Annotated in this window: 20 protein-coding genes; 7 read left to right on the top strand and 13 right to left on the bottom strand. The window is 32.4% G+C overall.

Annotated elements, in window-relative coordinates:
- Positions 1-69 precede the first annotated feature (69 nt).
- The 5 genes from KO527_RS10790 to mobC form a co-directional block, all read right to left on the bottom strand.
- Positions 70-855, bottom strand: coding sequence for a J domain-containing protein (locus KO527_RS10790; RefSeq protein ID WP_216040318.1), 786 nt, complete (start codon positions 853-855; stop codon positions 70-72).
- Positions 852-1112, bottom strand: a complete 261-nt coding sequence (locus tag KO527_RS10785) for a hypothetical protein (RefSeq protein ID WP_216040317.1) — start codon at positions 1110-1112, stop codon at positions 852-854. The genes KO527_RS10790 and KO527_RS10785 overlap by 4 nt, the downstream gene beginning before the upstream one ends.
- The gene (locus tag KO527_RS10780; RefSeq protein ID WP_216040316.1) at positions 1112-2560 is read right to left on the bottom strand and encodes a type IV secretory system conjugative DNA transfer family protein; all 1449 of its coding nucleotides are present in this window, start codon (positions 2558-2560) and stop codon (positions 1112-1114) included. The genes KO527_RS10785 and KO527_RS10780 overlap by 1 nt, the downstream gene beginning before the upstream one ends.
- A gap of 208 nt (positions 2561-2768) precedes the next feature.
- Entirely contained in the window at positions 2769-3734 is a 966-nt protein-coding gene (locus KO527_RS10775; RefSeq protein ID WP_216040315.1) for a hypothetical protein, read from the bottom strand.
- Position 3735: 1 nt separating this feature from the next.
- Positions 3736-4122 carry a plasmid mobilization relaxosome protein MobC gene (mobC, locus tag KO527_RS10770; protein ID WP_216040314.1) on the bottom strand — a complete coding sequence of 129 codons (387 nt, stop codon included), beginning with the start codon at positions 4120-4122 and terminating at the stop codon, positions 3736-3738.
- Between the two features lie 821 nt (positions 4123-4943).
- Between mobC and KO527_RS10765 the strand changes: the two genes are divergently transcribed.
- Genes KO527_RS10765 through KO527_RS10750 form a run of 4 tightly spaced genes read left to right on the top strand, consistent with a single transcriptional unit; the run spans position 4944 to position 8063 of the window.
- On the top strand, positions 4944-5105 hold the full coding sequence (locus tag KO527_RS10765) for a hypothetical protein (protein WP_216040313.1): 162 nt from the start codon (positions 4944-4946) through the stop codon (positions 5103-5105).
- Positions 5102-5677, top strand: coding sequence for an ABC-three component system protein (locus KO527_RS10760; RefSeq protein ID WP_216040312.1), 576 nt, complete (start codon positions 5102-5104; stop codon positions 5675-5677). The genes KO527_RS10765 and KO527_RS10760 overlap by 4 nt, the downstream gene beginning before the upstream one ends.
- Positions 5678-6181 (top strand): ABC-three component system middle component 5, encoded by a 504-nt coding sequence (locus tag KO527_RS10755; RefSeq protein ID WP_216040311.1) that lies wholly within the window; start codon positions 5678-5680, stop codon positions 6179-6181.
- Entirely contained in the window at positions 6168-8063 is a 1896-nt protein-coding gene (locus KO527_RS10750) for an ATP-binding protein (RefSeq protein WP_216040310.1), read from the top strand. Before KO527_RS10755 ends, KO527_RS10750 begins: the two co-directional genes overlap by 14 nt.
- A gap of 24 nt (positions 8064-8087) precedes the next feature.
- On the opposite strand, the gene KO527_RS10745 is transcribed toward KO527_RS10750, so the two are convergent.
- The 8 genes from KO527_RS10745 to KO527_RS10710 form a co-directional block, all read right to left on the bottom strand.
- Positions 8088-8435 carry a toprim domain-containing protein gene (locus KO527_RS10745; protein ID WP_354668616.1) on the bottom strand — a complete coding sequence of 116 codons (348 nt, stop codon included), beginning with the start codon at positions 8433-8435 and terminating at the stop codon, positions 8088-8090.
- Between the two features lie 18 nt (positions 8436-8453).
- Positions 8454-8837 (bottom strand): hypothetical protein, encoded by a 384-nt coding sequence (locus KO527_RS10740; protein WP_216040309.1) that lies wholly within the window; start codon positions 8835-8837, stop codon positions 8454-8456.
- A 63-nt stretch (positions 8838-8900) separates the two neighbouring features.
- Positions 8901-9095, bottom strand: a complete 195-nt coding sequence (locus KO527_RS10735) for a hypothetical protein (RefSeq protein ID WP_216040308.1) — start codon at positions 9093-9095, stop codon at positions 8901-8903.
- Between the two features lie 141 nt (positions 9096-9236).
- Positions 9237-9527, bottom strand: coding sequence for a hypothetical protein (locus KO527_RS10730; RefSeq protein WP_216040307.1), 291 nt, complete (start codon positions 9525-9527; stop codon positions 9237-9239).
- Positions 9528-9701: 174 nt separating this feature from the next.
- Complete coding sequence (locus KO527_RS10725) at positions 9702-10154, bottom strand: hypothetical protein (RefSeq protein ID WP_216040306.1); 453 nt, start codon at positions 10152-10154, stop codon at positions 9702-9704.
- 219 nt (positions 10155-10373) lie between these two features.
- Positions 10374-11015 carry a hypothetical protein gene (locus tag KO527_RS10720; protein ID WP_216040305.1) on the bottom strand — a complete coding sequence of 214 codons (642 nt, stop codon included), beginning with the start codon at positions 11013-11015 and terminating at the stop codon, positions 10374-10376.
- 122 nt (positions 11016-11137) lie between these two features.
- Positions 11138-12331, bottom strand: a complete 1194-nt coding sequence (locus KO527_RS10715; RefSeq protein WP_252733631.1) for a site-specific integrase — start codon at positions 12329-12331, stop codon at positions 11138-11140.
- A gap of 196 nt (positions 12332-12527) precedes the next feature.
- Entirely contained in the window at positions 12528-13388 is an 861-nt protein-coding gene (locus tag KO527_RS10710) for a YicC/YloC family endoribonuclease (protein ID WP_216040304.1), read from the bottom strand.
- Between the two features lie 194 nt (positions 13389-13582).
- On the opposite strand from KO527_RS10710, the gene rph reads away from it, so the two are divergent.
- The 3 genes from rph to KO527_RS10695 all read left to right on the top strand — a co-directional run bounded on the left by rph (position 13583) and on the right by KO527_RS10695 (position 15420).
- A complete protein-coding gene (rph, locus tag KO527_RS10705) occupies positions 13583-14296 on the top strand; it encodes a ribonuclease PH (RefSeq protein WP_216040303.1) in 714 nt (237 codons plus the stop codon).
- A 32-nt stretch (positions 14297-14328) separates the two neighbouring features.
- Positions 14329-14973 carry an orotate phosphoribosyltransferase gene (pyrE, locus tag KO527_RS10700; RefSeq protein ID WP_216040302.1) on the top strand — a complete coding sequence of 215 codons (645 nt, stop codon included), beginning with the start codon at positions 14329-14331 and terminating at the stop codon, positions 14971-14973.
- 63 nt (positions 14974-15036) lie between these two features.
- The gene (locus KO527_RS10695; protein ID WP_216040452.1) at positions 15037-15420 is read left to right on the top strand and encodes a diacylglycerol kinase; all 384 of its coding nucleotides are present in this window, start codon (positions 15037-15039) and stop codon (positions 15418-15420) included.
- Positions 15421-15826: the final 406 nt, after the last annotated feature.

The raw sequence follows: 15826 nt of genomic DNA, 5'->3' as shown, positions 1-15826 counted from the left end.
TATATATTTATAGTGAAATAGGAAGGTTAACTAGTAGGTAACATTCACATTGTTGAGTAGTTTTTTATATTATTTCAACTTCCTCTTAATAGTATCCCAAGCTGCATTAATCATTTTTGAATTTTCTGCGGCTTGGATTTTTAATATCCCATCAAAATGAGCGAATTTATCAGGGTGGAACATATTCGACAAATGTCGATAAGCCTTTTTAAATTCAGCCAAGCTTGCACCGGGATGAACTCCTAATATTTGGCAAGCATCAGTAAAGTTTTTAGGGTTCAACCCTTTATCAGCAGGAGTTTCTTGTTTATTATTTTGTGCATTAGCTTGTTCACGTTTAAAGGCCTCTTGCTCTCGGCGTAAACGTTCGGCAGCTCTTTGTAACTCAGCTTCAGCCTCTTGTTGTTGATTTTTAATATTATCTTCAGCTTGTCTTTTTTGATTTCTTAACTCAGCTTCAACTTCTTGCTGTTGTCTTTTTAAGTCATCTTCTGCTTGAGTTTTCTGTCGATAGAGGTTTTCTGATTGAGAACGAATCGAATCTTCTGCATGGCGATAATCATTTTTAAATTGTGTTTTACTGGCACTTTTTGCCTTTGCTAATCTAAAACTCATTCTCATATCAGCTAAGCCATCTTTAAACCATAAAAATGGATTACGGTACGCATATATAAAACCAACAACGAATGCTGAACAATAAACTATTTTGTATTCTTCTTTAGATATTATTGCCCACCAATAAGCAGCAATAAACAACCCTATGAGTATTAAAAAAGGGTTGAGCTTTTTAAAGCACTTACCTGATAAATATCCCATACAGCAGAGCATAAAAGATACAAAAATTAATGTTGTCATTCTTGAGTTACCTTTTTAAATAAAGGTTTACCTGTATGAATTAAAAACCCTAAAATAAACGGGGTAGTCACAAACCATAAATTTAAATCCATAACCAACCCAACTATAGGAGAGCAAATCATTAACCCTACAAAAATCCAAAACAAACTTCCTTTGCGACAAAACCAACCTAATAACAAACCAAAAAAGAAAAAGAGCCCCATGAATACTAAAAGGTCGTTATTTATGGTTGTGCCAAAAAGTATAAATTCTTCCATTATAATCTCACTAATTTAGGGTTAATGACTCGATTTGATTCAGCATTTACTATTTGTGGAAATTGAGCTGCTTTTTTAAATTTTCTATTGGAAAAGTAGGGTGTAACAACTAGTTTTACAGGTTGTCTATTACGAGATATTAGCAAAGCTTCATGATCTTGCATTGTTCTTACTTCATTAGAATTGAGTAAGTTATATTCACGATAGCTATCCTGTTTATCTGGCTCAATAGGAATATGTCTTTCTCTTACTCTTCCTGTCATTTTTGAAAAATATTCAGCAGTAATAGGATCAGAGCTGCTCAAACAAATATTTGTATTAAAAGCCCCTTGTATTGCTTCTGCCGTTTTTTGCCCATAACGCATAGATAATTGTGAAATAGACTGAAGTATTATTGATAAAGAAACACCGTAGCCCCTTATGGTATTAGCAACCGATACAAAATCGGTGATGTAGCTATTTCCAAACTCATCATAAAGAATGTATACAGGTAAAGATTGACCTGATAAATGATTGTTTCGCATGCACTCATTAAACACACTTCTGAAAAATAAGCTGGTAACAAATGAATAATATTTTTGATTTTCGGGAGGCGTAACTAAATAAATGATTGTTTTTTGTTTTCTTAAATTTAATAAGTCATAATCGGATTTACTGAAGAAAGTACGTAAATCGCGATTTGTAAGTCCTCTTAAAGCTGTTAAACAGATCCCTACAAATGATTGAATAGCTTCTTTATTACCAGTTAATGCACCTTTCCATTCGTTAAGTACAGAATCATCTTCTGGAAACTCAGGATCCCAGCAGTTATTGCCAATCCATTCTTCTAAGCCCTCACCAATAGAGCCAAAGTTTTGTAGTAAATGATATAAATTAGGTAAGTTAAAATATTTTTTGTCACCAAAGCTAAGGCATTTTATTAAGGCACTTAAAATACGTGTTGCACCGTTATTCCAATATGCTTCACCTTCTTTTGGATTCCCTGACCAAATCAAAGTCTCAGCAATAATCTCTAATTCAACGGTACTTTTAGCTTCTGTAAAGGGGTTAAATAAATTAGACTCTTTTACGTTGTGGGGGTTAAATACTACAATTCTATAGCCATTATCATGTAAGTAACCAGAAGTTGCTTCATGCACTTCACCTTTAGGGTCATGAACAACCATAGAAACGTTCTGCTCAGCTTTAGCCATCACATTTGGAATGATATACTTTGTTGTTTTCCCAGCGCCTACACGGGCAGTAAAACACACATTTTGAAAGCTTTCCGATTCAGATAAATGCTTTTTATCACCGTCAATTAATAGCCCTTTATTTTTAGAAGATAGAAATTTTTTGGATTCACCTTCAGTTAAAAATTGCGCACCAAATTTAGATTTAAACACAACTCCTCTTACTAAATACTCAGCAGCTTTATAAGTTAACTTACCGATTACTTTAAATATCATGATTATTGTTTCCATACTTTTTTGTTAATCAATAAGAGTGTGACTTTTCTTGTTCTAATAGTGATTTACGGTGGCGCTTTAATGTTTGTATTGCATTAGCAACTTTGTTGCTATGTAGTTCTCCTTTTTTTGTATTTTTAACTAAGTCGAATACTTGTTTACATATACTGAATACTTTAGATCTAACATTATTAATTACTGTTTTTATTCAGGTCTTCTTTTTACCATGTTCGCTATTTTTACTTCGCTGCTTTTGTAATTCATCTACTGCTTTTCTTACTTTTGATTTTTGTTTTTCTACTGGAGATTCCGGCTCTACTTTATTTATAGATTCTTTTTGGCCTTTTGCATCTTTATATTGTTGTTTATTATCAGATTCAGCCTGCTTCTGTTTTTCATCAAGCTCAATCTTCTTGCTCATTTCATTAAATTCACTTGATAACCCAAGTGTTTTTAAACGATACTTTCTTCCTGTTTCAATATCAGTAAAGCCAATGTGTTTACCTCTTATATATACTTCTAAGTGTTCAGTCGCTAGATTATTAAAAAAATTCTGTTTGTTTTCAGAGTCTGTGAAAACAGATTTTAATGCGTTGGTTACTCGCTCACGTTCAGGCATTTTACCTGTGCGTTTTTTTAATTCAGTGCCATTATGAGAAGTTTTTTTGCCTGCTTGTTTGTTGATCACAAGGCCTTGTTTTAACTCTGGGTATTTTTTATTAGTCCAGGTTTCTAAATGTTTTTTAGATTCATCAAACTCTTTTTTACTTAGCCTGAGGTTTTTGGTTTTTCCTCGCTCGTTTGAGCTAATCATTACATGGTAATGAATATTATTTTGGGCATCATTGTGCATGTAACCACAAACTAAATTATTTTTGGCTCTGTTTTCTATATATTCATGCACTATATGAAACAAGGCTTCTTGTTGCTCAGTAACTGATAGTTGCTGACTGCGCGTGATTGATATTATTTCGTGATAGAGATACACGCTATTTTTACGTTTTCTAAATAATGCTGCGTTATCTGAGAATTCTTTTAAAATACCATCACGATTATGAGAATAGATATTTTGTGAAAATACATGAACACCATCATGTTTTTCAGCCCCTTTTTTCATATAGTCATAAAGCTGATCAAAGTTACCCACTTTTCTGCTTTTTGACTTTACTATCATGTTATTTTTTTAATCCATGTAAGGTGTAGTCTGTCACCATATCTTCAAGCTTTTTGAGCTCCATTAATAGTTCATTTTCTTCAATCATTACTTTTAAGGTATTTGAACGATGAGCAATTTGATTCACATTATTTGCAATGTTACGTATCAAAAAATGTAGAGTATCTAATTTTTCTTTGAGTTCATTTGGAACAAAGTAATTTTGCTGGTGGTAGGCTGTAGCCATATTTTTAACAACTTGGCTGACAGTTAAATCTTCTGATTTGGCTGCTTTTTCAAACAGCCGATATTCTTTTATGGTAAAATTGAGTTCAACACGCTTATGCTGTTGTCGAAATTCAGCCATATATTGTTTTTGGTATTTTTTCTTATTATCGTTGCTATCCATAGGCTCTCAATTAATAGTAAAAATACTTTAATGTTATTGAATGAGACCGGTCTCATTAGCTCTGAAGGGGGTTGAGGGGAACGCCCCTCACAAGATGCAAACAACGGTCGCGAAGCGTATTTCCGGAAGTTTGCAATCTTGCTTACACAAATCAGCCCCCGAGTTGTAAGTTTAAATATTACTCAAGTTCTGCAATAAATCAAACCCCAAAATTGAAGCGATAAAACTCATAAAAGGCAATTTATTACAGGGGCTGAAAGTACAGGGCTACAGTGAGTTAAGGTACGATATGAGTTTTACGATAGTAAAATGAATAAATTACAGGGGGGGAAGGTACGTTAAAAGTTGATATTCGATTACATTACAGGGTTGCTAGGTACGTTAAAAAAGCATTTATAAAAAATTACAGGCGTATAGAGCACGTTTGATACTTTTAGCAGAAGAATTAAACATTTAATTATTGAAAAACAGGAGCTAAAAGTACAGTAATGCAGGAGCTTGTGGTACAGCTAATTTTGTTTAATCTTTTACCGTAGGGAAGTTTCATGACTTTAAATTAGGCTAACCTTTTTATTAGTCTTTTTAATCTTTTAATACTCGCGATCTAAAGTGATTAAACTAAATTTCTTAAATTTTTACTGACTTAAAAAATAAAATAACAAATCCGACTTTAAATAACTAATTATATTTAAGTTTATATATTTACATGTTATCTTTTTGTATCTGAAATAGATCTTCAGATCTAGGCCAAGGAAAAAGGCTTGTTTTATCAAGTCATTTCTTTATTACTCCTTGGTAATTTATTTAAGGGATAAATGTAAATGAATGAATTAATGGTATACGGTTTAATCGGTATAGCTGCTTTAGCTGTTCTTGGTTTAGGTGTTAAAATCGCAATAAACTTTAAAGGAAGTAAAAAAACTATAATGAAGAATATCGATGCTGGTGGCGATGTTGTTGCTGGTAATAAGACTGGAAAATGAGTCTATTTTCGATGTTCCGTAGTTCTAGGAATAGTAAGCATGTTGAACTCCGTGATGTTAAAGCAGGAAATGATGTCATTGTAGGTGATAAATTGACTATATTGCCTGCTCCTTCTCAGATGGACATGTTGTCAAAAAAGTTTACGGAAGAAAAAAACAAAAATATAACAACAACAAAAATCATTAATGAATTAAATCATTATTGTACTGACAAATCGGAAGCTCGTGAACTTTCAAATATTCTATCAGAAGCTGGATTTGATTATTTAATCAAAAATGCAGAAGAGTTGAAAGAATTAATCTCCATGCTCATCATCGAATACCAACATTATAAATCAGCTCAAAAAATGATTACTTTCTTATTAGCTGAAGTTGAGTCTATTTTTAATTGTAAAATTAAAAGCCAATTAAGATCAGTAGAAGAAGAAAATCAAATAAAAGTTATTTTTAGAAATTATTTGGAGGGTGAAATTCAGGCTCACTTAGGTGAGAATGTCTTGGAAATATTTAATCGTCAGATACATGGTATGGTTTTTTTCTTGACCGGAAACTCTCATTTGGAGTGGAGATAAATGCTTCTATATAATAAAGCCCTAGATCCTAACCATACGTTACTTAGGGTAGTTTCTATTCTAATTAAATTAAAAATAACTGAGATAGAAAGAGATCGAATTAGAATTTTTGATTTTTTGGTTGCAAACCCTGCTTACATCGTAAAAATATCAATAAGCAAAAATTTATTAAAAGAAAAGAATAAATTTAAAGGGTATGAAAATCGTTATCAAAATTATAACCCTATAAATTTATTTGAAAGTATGAGCTCTATACATGACTCTGTGATTTTTACTTTAGTAGCTATGGGAGTTTTAACTGAGTTACAAGATAACGATAGGTATAATTTTAATTTAGATAATTTACCATCGGATATAAAAAAAATTGCACTAGATATAGAAAATAGTATATCGGATCAGGCTATAAACTTTATTTGTAACTATCTTCAAGAAATTAAGCTAACTGGTGATAAAGGTTTAAAGTGTATAAGCAAATTAATGGAATATAAATATGACGCATTTTAGTCCTTCAATTAATGTTAAAAGGTTGTTAGTTAAGAAAGGAAATAAGATCATTTATGACGCAAACTTTTCAAAAGGCGTTAATGTTCTCAGTGGATGTAATGGAGGAGGGAAAACTTCCGTCATTCAGCTCTTAATGTATGGTCTTGGTTATGAAATACCTAATTGGAAAGATGAATCTAGAAAAGCTGATTTGATATATGTTGGTATCGAAATAAATGAAAACCCATTAACTCTTAGGCGAAAAAACTGTAATTTACCAAAGCAGTCAATGGATATTTTTTTTGATTCTTTAGATATAGCTATACAAGCACCAATTGATACTTGGAAAAATTACCCATATTCGATTACTTCAAGATCTAGTTTTTCTCAAAAGCTTTTTAGCATAATGGGAATTCCTGAAGCAAAAGCAGATGCCAATAATAACAACATTACTATTCATCAGCTTTTTCGCTTATTGTATAGTGACCAATCGAATCCTTCATATAGCATTTTTAATATAGAACCATTTGATTCTGCTTTTAAAAGAGAATCGATTGGTAAATATTTATTGGGCTTATATGATAATGAATTATATGATGCGAAAATTAATTTTCAAAAAGAAGATAAAGCTTTAACTAAAATAGTCGCAAAATTACAAGCAGTTCATTCTGTGGTAGGTAAAACTTCTTTTTCTCAAGATTTTAAGTCAATAGATGAAGCTAAAAAAGAATATCTAGCAAATATAATTGATTTAAATGAAGAGATTATAGATTTAAAAGAAAATGCATTATTAAAATATACCGATGAAAAAAAGACTACAGAAAAATGTGCTGTTGATAGTATAAAGTATAAAAACATGCTTTATTTGTGTGAAACTGAAATTCAAAAAATGAATTTTGAGATAGAAGATTCTAAAGAATTTGTGGCTGAATTAAATGATAAATTATGTGCAATAAATGATTCATTAAAAATAGGTGCTAAAGTTCCCAAAATTAAATTTTCAATGTGTCCTAGTTGTAATAAAAAACTTAACGCTAATTTACATAACTGCTGTCATTTATGCGGAAGTGAAGATACAAGCGGTACTAAAAATATTAATTTAATAAAAATGAAAAATGAAATTGATATCCAATTAAAAGAATCACTCAAAATACTAGATAATAAAATGACAGAGTGGTCAGTATTGCAACTTAAAAGAAATGATTTTAGAAAAGCTTTAAGACAAAATATTAGTAAGACAACAGCTACTATGACGTCTTTAAATGCAGCTAATGAAAAGAAAATTTATAGCTTATATACTAAAATAGGTGAAATCGAAGAAAAGCTATTAACTTTAGATAAAGTAGCTGAATTGCATAGCTCTATTTCTGAATTGACTCTTGAGCGTGATAAATCTCAAAAAGAAGTTAATCGATTAAAGGATTTAATTGAAAAGAAAAAATATCAAGTATCTGTAAGAGAACCTGAAGTTGCTAAACTTGTTTCAGAGCACTTAATTTCTATTTTAAATAAAGATATAGGAGCTGAAAAGGAATTCAAACATGCGGATAGAATTGATTTTGATTTTGCTTCAAATACAGTTGCAGTGAATGGTAAAACAGCTTTTTCGGAAAGTGGTACCGTTTATTTAAATAATGCATTTCATTTAGCATTACTTTTAACATCATTAGATAAAAAATATATTCGAATACCTAGATTCATGGTTTTAGATGGAATTGAGAATGGTGGAATGGAAGACGTAAGATCTAGTAACTTTCAGAAAGTATTACTTGAATCTTTAATGAATTATGACGTTGACTATCAAATTATTTTTGCTACAAAAAGTATTTCTAGTTGTTTGAATAATCCTAGCTACATTGTTGATCGTCACTATACCGAGAATGAAAAAAGTTTAACGTTTTAATTATATTGGTACTTAACGTAATATTTAGTTGTTAAGTATCAATTCATTTTTAAGCCATTCATTGAGGTCTTTATATTTTATATAAAATCTAGAAATATCATTAATTCTAATTGGTTCAAGGCTTTTCTGAATATGTTTTAGCGTTTGTAAACCTGTATTTTTACCTTCTATTTCATCTCTATCTCTAAAATAATCAACACTTGAAATAAACTTATTTTTATTAACAAACTCAATAAATCTAGGCATCATAACAGAACTGTTTAAAACTACAGTTGTGAATGGTGGTTCAGATATCTTTTTAACTGTAAGATATGATAAAAAATCTATAAACCCTTCAAATAGTAATACGTTTGATGTGTGGTAATTAAAAATACTTATATCAGCTCAAGTTCATGCAAAACCTTTGAAGTTTTTATTTCTCAATGCGTAAGTTATACCGCTAGGGAAACCGATAGAATAAAATACTTTACCTGTTGTGATAACTTGGCAAGTAACCTCTTTTATGTATTGATTAGTAATGTCTAAGTTTATTTTTCTTACACCAGATAGGTAATTTTTAAGTGGGTAACTATAAAGGTCTTTTACTTCAATTATTTTTATAGCAGATGCTTTTTTCTTTAAGCCAGTAACCTGATTTTTGTCAGCTGTATTTTTATTTAATAAGTTTGATTGAAAAGTTAATCCTGTTTGATTTTGTGGTGATGTTGAAATTACCTTTTTGCTTGACTTTGAGGTAATGGTCATAAAAGGATAAATACGATCTAAAACTTTCAATGCTTGGCTTACATTACTTTGTTGTATACCGTTAATATGGCAAACTAGCTCAATTAATCTCCCTCATGCGCCTTGTGGTACATCAGACCAGATGTTTTTTGCGACATTAACACAAAGAGAAGGGGTTTTATCATCTCTATTTGGGCTATGGTAAACATACTCTAATCCATTAGTACCATTTTGTGTTCTGGCAAGTTTGGCTCCAATCTTTTTGAGATAATCAGTTATTGGAATTGCTCTAGCATCTTGGGTTCTCATATTTTATTGGTTAAATAATTTGTTTTTTTGACCGAATAATAGTTTTCATTTTTGAATTTTGTATTGCGTGTGTGCATTTTTAAATGCTCAGTCAGTTATAAAATCAGAGCGTAGTGGCTCAATTAATAAATTTCACTTACTTCAAATATGCGTATTTTGGCTACGCTTAGTGAGTTTATTGTTTTCAATCATAGTTATAATAAAGCTATCAGAAGGGTGAATCTTTAAAATAGCATCGATTATTCTACGCCCTTCATATTTTTTGATAATTTCGACTTTAGATACTTCATGCATAGAGTTCAGTAACTTAACTATCTTTTGTAAAGTGATGCGTTTTTCTTTATTTTCATGGAAACTGATCTTATCAATTATAAAGCTTAATGACGGGCCATAAGTCGCACCTTGGCAAGCATAACGAAATTTTAGATTCAACAACGCCCTAAGCTTGATAATGTAATATGATTTTGAGGCTAACAAACTATCAGCATCTGAAGCTCTCCAATCTCAGCTACTGATATATTTGGTGATCATATTTCATATTTCAATGACTACTTTTTTATCTTCGAGGTAAATATCTTTGATGCGATTAAAAATATATACATCTTCTCAATACTCATTTCTAACCGATATATCGGTACGCTTCAGAACTTCTAAGGCTTCTCGAATACTTGATGTGTTATATGGACAATCATTTGGTTTTAGAGTTTTATTTTCTTGTTTATTAATTGACTGAACCAGTTCTTTTTGAATTTGATAAAAAGTCGTTTTCAAAAAGAATATTCTATTATTGTCTTTATCTGATTCTATTTGCATAAGCTGCTTTGAAGCCATTGTAATAATAGCGTATTCAATTCTAGCTTCTCTGAGATGTGGGAAGAAACTTTGAAATTTTTTAGTTTTTTTACTTTTGAAATTAGCGGGTGAAATTTCTGCAACAAAGGCTTTACCATCAAGTGAGAATGTTTTTTCGACAGACTCAGCAATACCATCACTTACCCAAGTAATTCTAGGATCATCAGTTGATACTTCCTTTGGGATAGCTTCATACGTTTCAGACAAGTTAAGTTTTTTTGTTGATTGAAAAAGCTCAAGCTGAATAGCTAAACTTTCTTTTCAAAAATTAACTTTTCTATTTAATGCAAGCATCAGTTTGTATTTAAAAATTAAGATCAAAGGTTGGATTTTATTTGATCTTAATTGTATTCCATTCTAAGTAAATGCAAGGTGAAATTAAGTAGTTATAATGTTAAATATATAAATTTTAATAATTTACTTAAATTATTTTTTATCGCTTATAGCTTTAATACCACGTATGGAGAATTTTTTAGAGTATAAAGGTGACTTAAAATATGCAGGGCTGACTTTTTCTGCCGTAGAGATTAGATTTCTCACTGCTTCTTCAAGTCCCTCTTCTTTATAAGCCGTTGAAGGATCACTTGAATATTGTAAATCTGGGTTATTTGTTATACATGAAATTTTAGGGTGCCCAATTTCTTTTAAATATTTAAAAAAAGCATTATCAGAAATTACGGTACCAAACATACGCCATGCATACTTTTTCCCCCAGTAATACCCGTCGGTAGCACTATGGGTTACTCTTGTATCATTTTTATCTTTCTCAATAACATGATTTTCTTTTGCTAGCTGTTGCGCATAAGCAAAACTAAACATCGGGTTAACTTCTACTGTTTTAGATAAAGCAGAAGGCTCTATTATATTATCTCCATTTGAGTCAATAAAATAACCAATATTATATCGTTGACCTTCTTCAATTAATTCGACACCATTCCCTTCAAATTGATAGACTGTTTTTGTAGTGCTAGGCGTAAACTCATGTAGAAATTTTCCATCACCACAAGGTGTCAAACGATAATTAGTCGCAATTAAATCATGTATTGTTCTAAGCTCTCTTGACTTCATATGAACCTCATTTAAATAAAAATCTTTTGAAAAATAATAGATGTATTATTAATCATCTTGTTTTAATAATGGGGATTGTTTTTTCTATCCCAAGAGGTTAAAGAATAAAAAAACCTGAAAAATTATACTTTTATGTATGGTAAGAGAGCAGAGGATACTTTTTGTAGAGCCTCTTTTCTTTCATCTAAGTAATCATATCTATCATATATGCCTTCTACGCCTTTTAGTTTATGATTTAGACAACGTTCTGCAATGTGACCAGGAACCCCTTCACTGGCTAACAAACTACGACATGTTCTCCGGAGATCATGAATCGTAAAGTGTGGAACAGGCATTTTATCTTCTATGAATAATTTCTTGAGTGCTGCATTTAAAGTATCTGGGCTTATATGACCAAAACGTTTGCTTGCTCTACGGTTCGGAAATACAAACTCTGAACCATATGCTCTTATTTGTAATTCATTTAACCAAGCAATAACTTCTTTAGATAAAGGCACACTTATTGATATACCTGTTTTACTGCGTGCTTCAGGTATGTGCCATAAACCTTTTTTTAAATCGAATTCATTCCACTTTGCAGCAATTAGCTCTCCTTTTCGAACTCCCAATGAAACGAGTAAGGCGGTAGCTAAATAGTTATCACGGGTGAATTGATTTTGATTTTGTCTTAAACAGTCGAACACTTGAGCTAGTTCATCAAGAGATAAAGCGCGATCTCTACTTTGTTCAACCCCTCCAGCATCACTAATTGTAAAAGCTTCCGCTGGATTTGTTGTTCGTAAATCAAGTTTTATAGCGTGTCGAAACAGTTGTTTGCAATACATTAAAGCGTCATTTGCTATCGTAGGGCGATTACTATCAGCGATTCTATTTATTATGGAGCGTATATCTCGGGGAGTTACTTGATCTAAAGTTAAATCCCCCATAAAAGGAGATAAATCTTTTTGATAAACGCGTCGTGGAATATTAGGGTGTTTTAATCGTTTATCACAATCTTTGAGCCAATCTTCTGCTAAATCATCAACAGTTTTAAATTCGATAGAATCAACTCTTTTTCTTTCTGCTAGTGGATCTATCTCATTTTTAACATCAATTTTTATTTTTGCAGTTTGATAGTTCGCATCTGCTAATGAAATATCAGGATATTTCCCAATTGTAATTTCGCGACGTTTTTTGTGAATAGCATAACGTACAACCCAAAACCCTGAACCTTCAGTTGTTACTCTAAAATATAGTCCGTTACCAACAGCATGGCGGCCTGTCACCTTTTTACTTAATAAAGACTTAATTTGTTTATCATTCATTTTTACTGCCATATCAACCTCTTATTGGTTAAATGGTGACAGAAAATGAAAGGTTAAGTGGTTTTTGGTGACTTTCTAAAAATCTGTCACCATTTCTGTCACCATTATATTGAAACAAAGAGAACAATTAGTAAACAGTCAGAAATAGAAAACCGCCTAAGTTGGCGGTTTTATTAAGATTTTAAACAAGCTGAAACAGCGTGAAACATTACTCGATATTTTGGATCTGCTCACGCATCTGCTCAATCAGTACTTTTAATTCAACAGCTGCATTGGTGATATCACTGTTGATAGATTTTGAGGCTAGAGTGTTTGCTTCACGGTTAAACTCTTGCATCATGAAATCTAAACGACGGCCACAAGCGCCTCCTTTTTTAAGGATTTTACGTGTTTCTTTAACGTGAGATTTTAAGCGATCAAGTTCTTCGGCAACATCTTGTTTTTGCGCTAAGTAAATTAGCTCTTGTTCTAGTCGGTTATTGTCGATTTCAGCATTAAGTTCATCTAATCTAAGTTGTAATCTGTCACGTTGCCATTGTTTTATTGCTGGCATGTGATTTTCAACAATGTCTACTTGCTCTAAAATAGCGGTTAATCGAGTCGCTATCATTTCTTCTAGGTTTGCACCTTCTGCAGCTCGAGCATCTTTAAAGTCACTTAAAGTTGCGGTAAATGCAGACAGCATTTCTGCCTGTGCAGCATTCATATCTACTTCTTCAGCTTCCATTACGCCAGGCCAGCGTAAAATATCTACAGGATTGATATCACCTTGGCTTTGGGCTTGCACCCACTTAGCACTATTGACTAATTGTGCAGCTAAGTTTTCATTGATAGATAGTTGACCTACATTGGCTGGATTTGATGTGAATTTAAGGAAAACCTCAACTTTACCGCGTTGTAGCTCTTTTCTTAAACGTTCTCTAATTACAGGCTCCATTCCACGAAATTGTTCAGGTGTGCGGATAAATGTTTCTAAATATCTTTGGTTAACTGAGCGAATTTCCCAAACACCTGTTCCCCAATCGCCTTTAACTTCTTGGCGAGCGTATGCCGTCATACTATAGATCATGGATATGATTTCCTAAATTGAGAGCTGTTACTATATTAAGTAAGTAAATTGTCTCTATTATAGCTAGTTAAATATTATTTACAGCTATTTAACTGATTAAAGGTTAATGAACATCATAGTTTGTGATGTCCTTCATTGATAATTACTCGCAACCTTTTATAATAGGCAAAATTTTGAATTAGAGAAGAGTGACAATGCGCCCAAGTGAAAGAACAAGCAACCAAATCCGTCCAGTAACTTTTACCCGTGATTATACTATGCATGCTGAAGGTTCAGTATTAGTAGAATTTGGTAATACTAAGGTTTTGTGTACTGCAACAGTTGAATCGGGCGTACCTCGCTTTATGAAAGGCCAAGGTAAGGGCTGGGTAAATGCCGAGTATTCTATGTTACCACGTGCTACACATACTCGTTGTGGTCGTGAAGCTGCGCGTGGTAAGCAAGGTGGTCGTACGATGGAAATCCAACGTTTGATCGCGCGTTCACTTCGTGCTGCAATAGATTTAAGTGCATTAGGTGAGAATACAATTACAATTGATTGTGATGTTATTCAAGCCGATGGTGGTACTAGAACTGCTTCTATCAGTGGTGCATGTGTTGCATTAGTAGATGCACTTACACATATGCGTAATAAAGGTATGATTAACTCTAACCCACTTAAATATATGATTGCTGCAATTTCAGTTGGCATATATAAAGGTGAGGCAATTTCAGATCTAGAATACATTGAAGATTCTGTTGCTGAAACTGATATGAATGTAGTAATGACTGAAACTGGTAAATTAATTGAAGTACAAGGTACTGCTGAAGGCGAACCTTTCTCTTTTGAAGAGTTAGATACTTTAACTGGTTTAGCAAAAAATTCGATTCTTGAAATTATTGATGCTCAAAAGAAAGCTTTAGCTTAATCCCTCACTGAATTTATATAAGGTTTATATTAATGAAAGATTATCAAAAAGAATTTATTGAATTTGCTCTTGAAAAGCAGGTTTTAAAATTTGGTGAGTTTACTCTAAAATCAGGTCGTACTAGCCCGTATTTCTTTAATGCTGGTTTATTTAATACTGGTCGTGATCTTGCGCGTTTAGGCCGTTTTTATGCTGCAGCATTAGCTGATGCTAAAACTCCATACGATGTTTTATTTGGCCCTGCTTATAAAGGTATTCCAATTGCAACAACGACAGCTGTTGCATTAGCTGATCATTATGATATCGATATGCCGTATTGTTTTAATCGTAAAGAGAAGAAAACACATGGTGAAGGCGGTTCTTTAGTTGGCTCTGAATTAAAGGGTCGTATCATGTTAGTAGATGACGTGATCACAGCTGGTACTGCTATTCGTGAATCAATGGAAATCATTTTAGCCAATGGTGCTTCTTTGTCTGGTGTTTTAATCGCTTTAGATCGTCAGGAAAAAGGTAAAGCTGAGCTTTCAGCAATTCAAGAAGTTGAACGTGACTTTGATACCAAAGTTATTTCAATTGTTAAACTTGCTGACTTAATCACATATCTAGAAGATAAAGGTGATATGGCTGAACATTTAGATACTGTTAAAGCATATCGTGATAAATATGGTGTTGCTTAAATAAGTTATTTAGATAAACCCGCGAAAGCGGGTTTTTTTATGACTAAAGTAAAGTGGGGATTTATGGAAGATACAAATAAACCAAATGGTGCAGGAATTAAAAGAATATTTAAAGCCAGCTATTGTTCTTATTTAGGATTAAAGGCGGCATTTAAGGAAGAGTCTGCATTTAGGCAAGAATTGCTATTAGCTTGTTTGATGCTGCCTGTTTCATTTTTCTTAGCTGTATCTGTTATGCATTGGGCAATATTGGTTAGCGTGTTGCTGTTGGTATTAATCGTTGAGCTATTAAACTCTGCTATTGAAGCCTTAACAGACCGAGTGAGTACAGAACATCATGTTTTATCTGGTAGGGCAAAAGATATGGGCTCTGCTGCAGTGACTTTATCTATATTAATAGTTGCAGTGACTTGGGGCACCGCTATCTATTCTAAATTTATAAGTTGATATCAATAAATAGCACAGTTATACACAGGGTTTTGTGGATAAGATGATATTAACTTGTGCCTATTGTAAGTATAAAAATTTAATTCAAAAAACCTAATAAAAACACTTGCGCTAAAATAGAATCTCTCTATACTGCGCCTCCACCGACACAGACGGCAAGCAACATTCTTAAAGGGATGTAGCGATATCGACTAGATTGGTCAGTCAAATTAAAACTTGAATTTAAACTTCTTATAAAGAAACTTAAAATTAAGTGTTGACTCAAAACTTTTAAGGTGTATTATGCACCTCCGCTTCGAAGCAAGGCTTCAAAGCAACGTTCTTTAACAATAAGTAATCATCTGTGTGGGCACTCTTGCAGATTGAGTTCTAAAGTCACTTCTTAGGAAGTGACACAAAATTAGAG

The sequence above is a fragment of the Pseudoalteromonas sp. C2R02 genome (genome assembly GCF_018860845.1).
Taxonomy (GTDB): domain Bacteria; phylum Pseudomonadota; class Gammaproteobacteria; order Enterobacterales; family Alteromonadaceae; genus Pseudoalteromonas.
The sequence above is the reverse complement of the archived record's forward strand: the minus strand, read 5'-3'. Positions and strand labels throughout refer to the sequence as shown.

What these genes read in the sequence shown, in the direction of transcription:
- KO527_RS10790 (WP_216040318.1), bottom strand. Translation starts at nt 855, where the DNA reads ATGACAACATTAATTTTTGTATCTTTTATGCTCTGCTGTATGGGATAT.
- KO527_RS10785 (WP_216040317.1), bottom strand. Translation starts at nt 1,112, where the DNA reads ATGGAAGAATTTATACTTTTTGGCACAACCATAAATAACGACCTTTTA.
- KO527_RS10780 (WP_216040316.1), bottom strand. Translation starts at nt 2,560, where the DNA reads ATGATATTTAAAGTAATCGGTAAGTTAACTTATAAAGCTGCTGAGTAT.
- KO527_RS10775 (WP_216040315.1), bottom strand. Translation starts at nt 3,734, where the DNA reads ATGATAGTAAAGTCAAAAAGCAGAAAAGTGGGTAACTTTGATCAGCTT.
- mobC (WP_216040314.1), bottom strand. Translation starts at nt 4,122, where the DNA reads ATGGATAGCAACGATAATAAGAAAAAATACCAAAAACAATATATGGCT.
- KO527_RS10765 (WP_216040313.1), top strand. Translation starts at nt 4,944, where the DNA reads ATGAATGAATTAATGGTATACGGTTTAATCGGTATAGCTGCTTTAGCT.
- KO527_RS10760 (WP_216040312.1), top strand. Translation starts at nt 5,102, where the DNA reads ATGAGTCTATTTTCGATGTTCCGTAGTTCTAGGAATAGTAAGCATGTT.
- KO527_RS10755 (WP_216040311.1), top strand. Translation starts at nt 5,678, where the DNA reads ATGCTTCTATATAATAAAGCCCTAGATCCTAACCATACGTTACTTAGG.
- KO527_RS10750 (WP_216040310.1), top strand. Translation starts at nt 6,168, where the DNA reads ATGACGCATTTTAGTCCTTCAATTAATGTTAAAAGGTTGTTAGTTAAG.
- KO527_RS10735 (WP_216040308.1), bottom strand. Translation starts at nt 9,095, where the DNA reads ATGAGAACCCAAGATGCTAGAGCAATTCCAATAACTGATTATCTCAAA.
- KO527_RS10720 (WP_216040305.1), bottom strand. Translation starts at nt 11,015, where the DNA reads ATGAAGTCAAGAGAGCTTAGAACAATACATGATTTAATTGCGACTAAT.
- KO527_RS10715 (WP_252733631.1), bottom strand. Translation starts at nt 12,331, where the DNA reads ATGGCAGTAAAAATGAATGATAAACAAATTAAGTCTTTATTAAGTAAA.
- KO527_RS10710 (WP_216040304.1), bottom strand. Translation starts at nt 13,388, where the DNA reads ATGATCTATAGTATGACGGCATACGCTCGCCAAGAAGTTAAAGGCGAT.
- rph (WP_216040303.1), top strand. Translation starts at nt 13,583, where the DNA reads ATGCGCCCAAGTGAAAGAACAAGCAACCAAATCCGTCCAGTAACTTTT.
- pyrE (WP_216040302.1), top strand. Translation starts at nt 14,329, where the DNA reads ATGAAAGATTATCAAAAAGAATTTATTGAATTTGCTCTTGAAAAGCAG.
- KO527_RS10695 (WP_216040452.1), top strand. Translation starts at nt 15,037, where the DNA reads ATGGAAGATACAAATAAACCAAATGGTGCAGGAATTAAAAGAATATTT.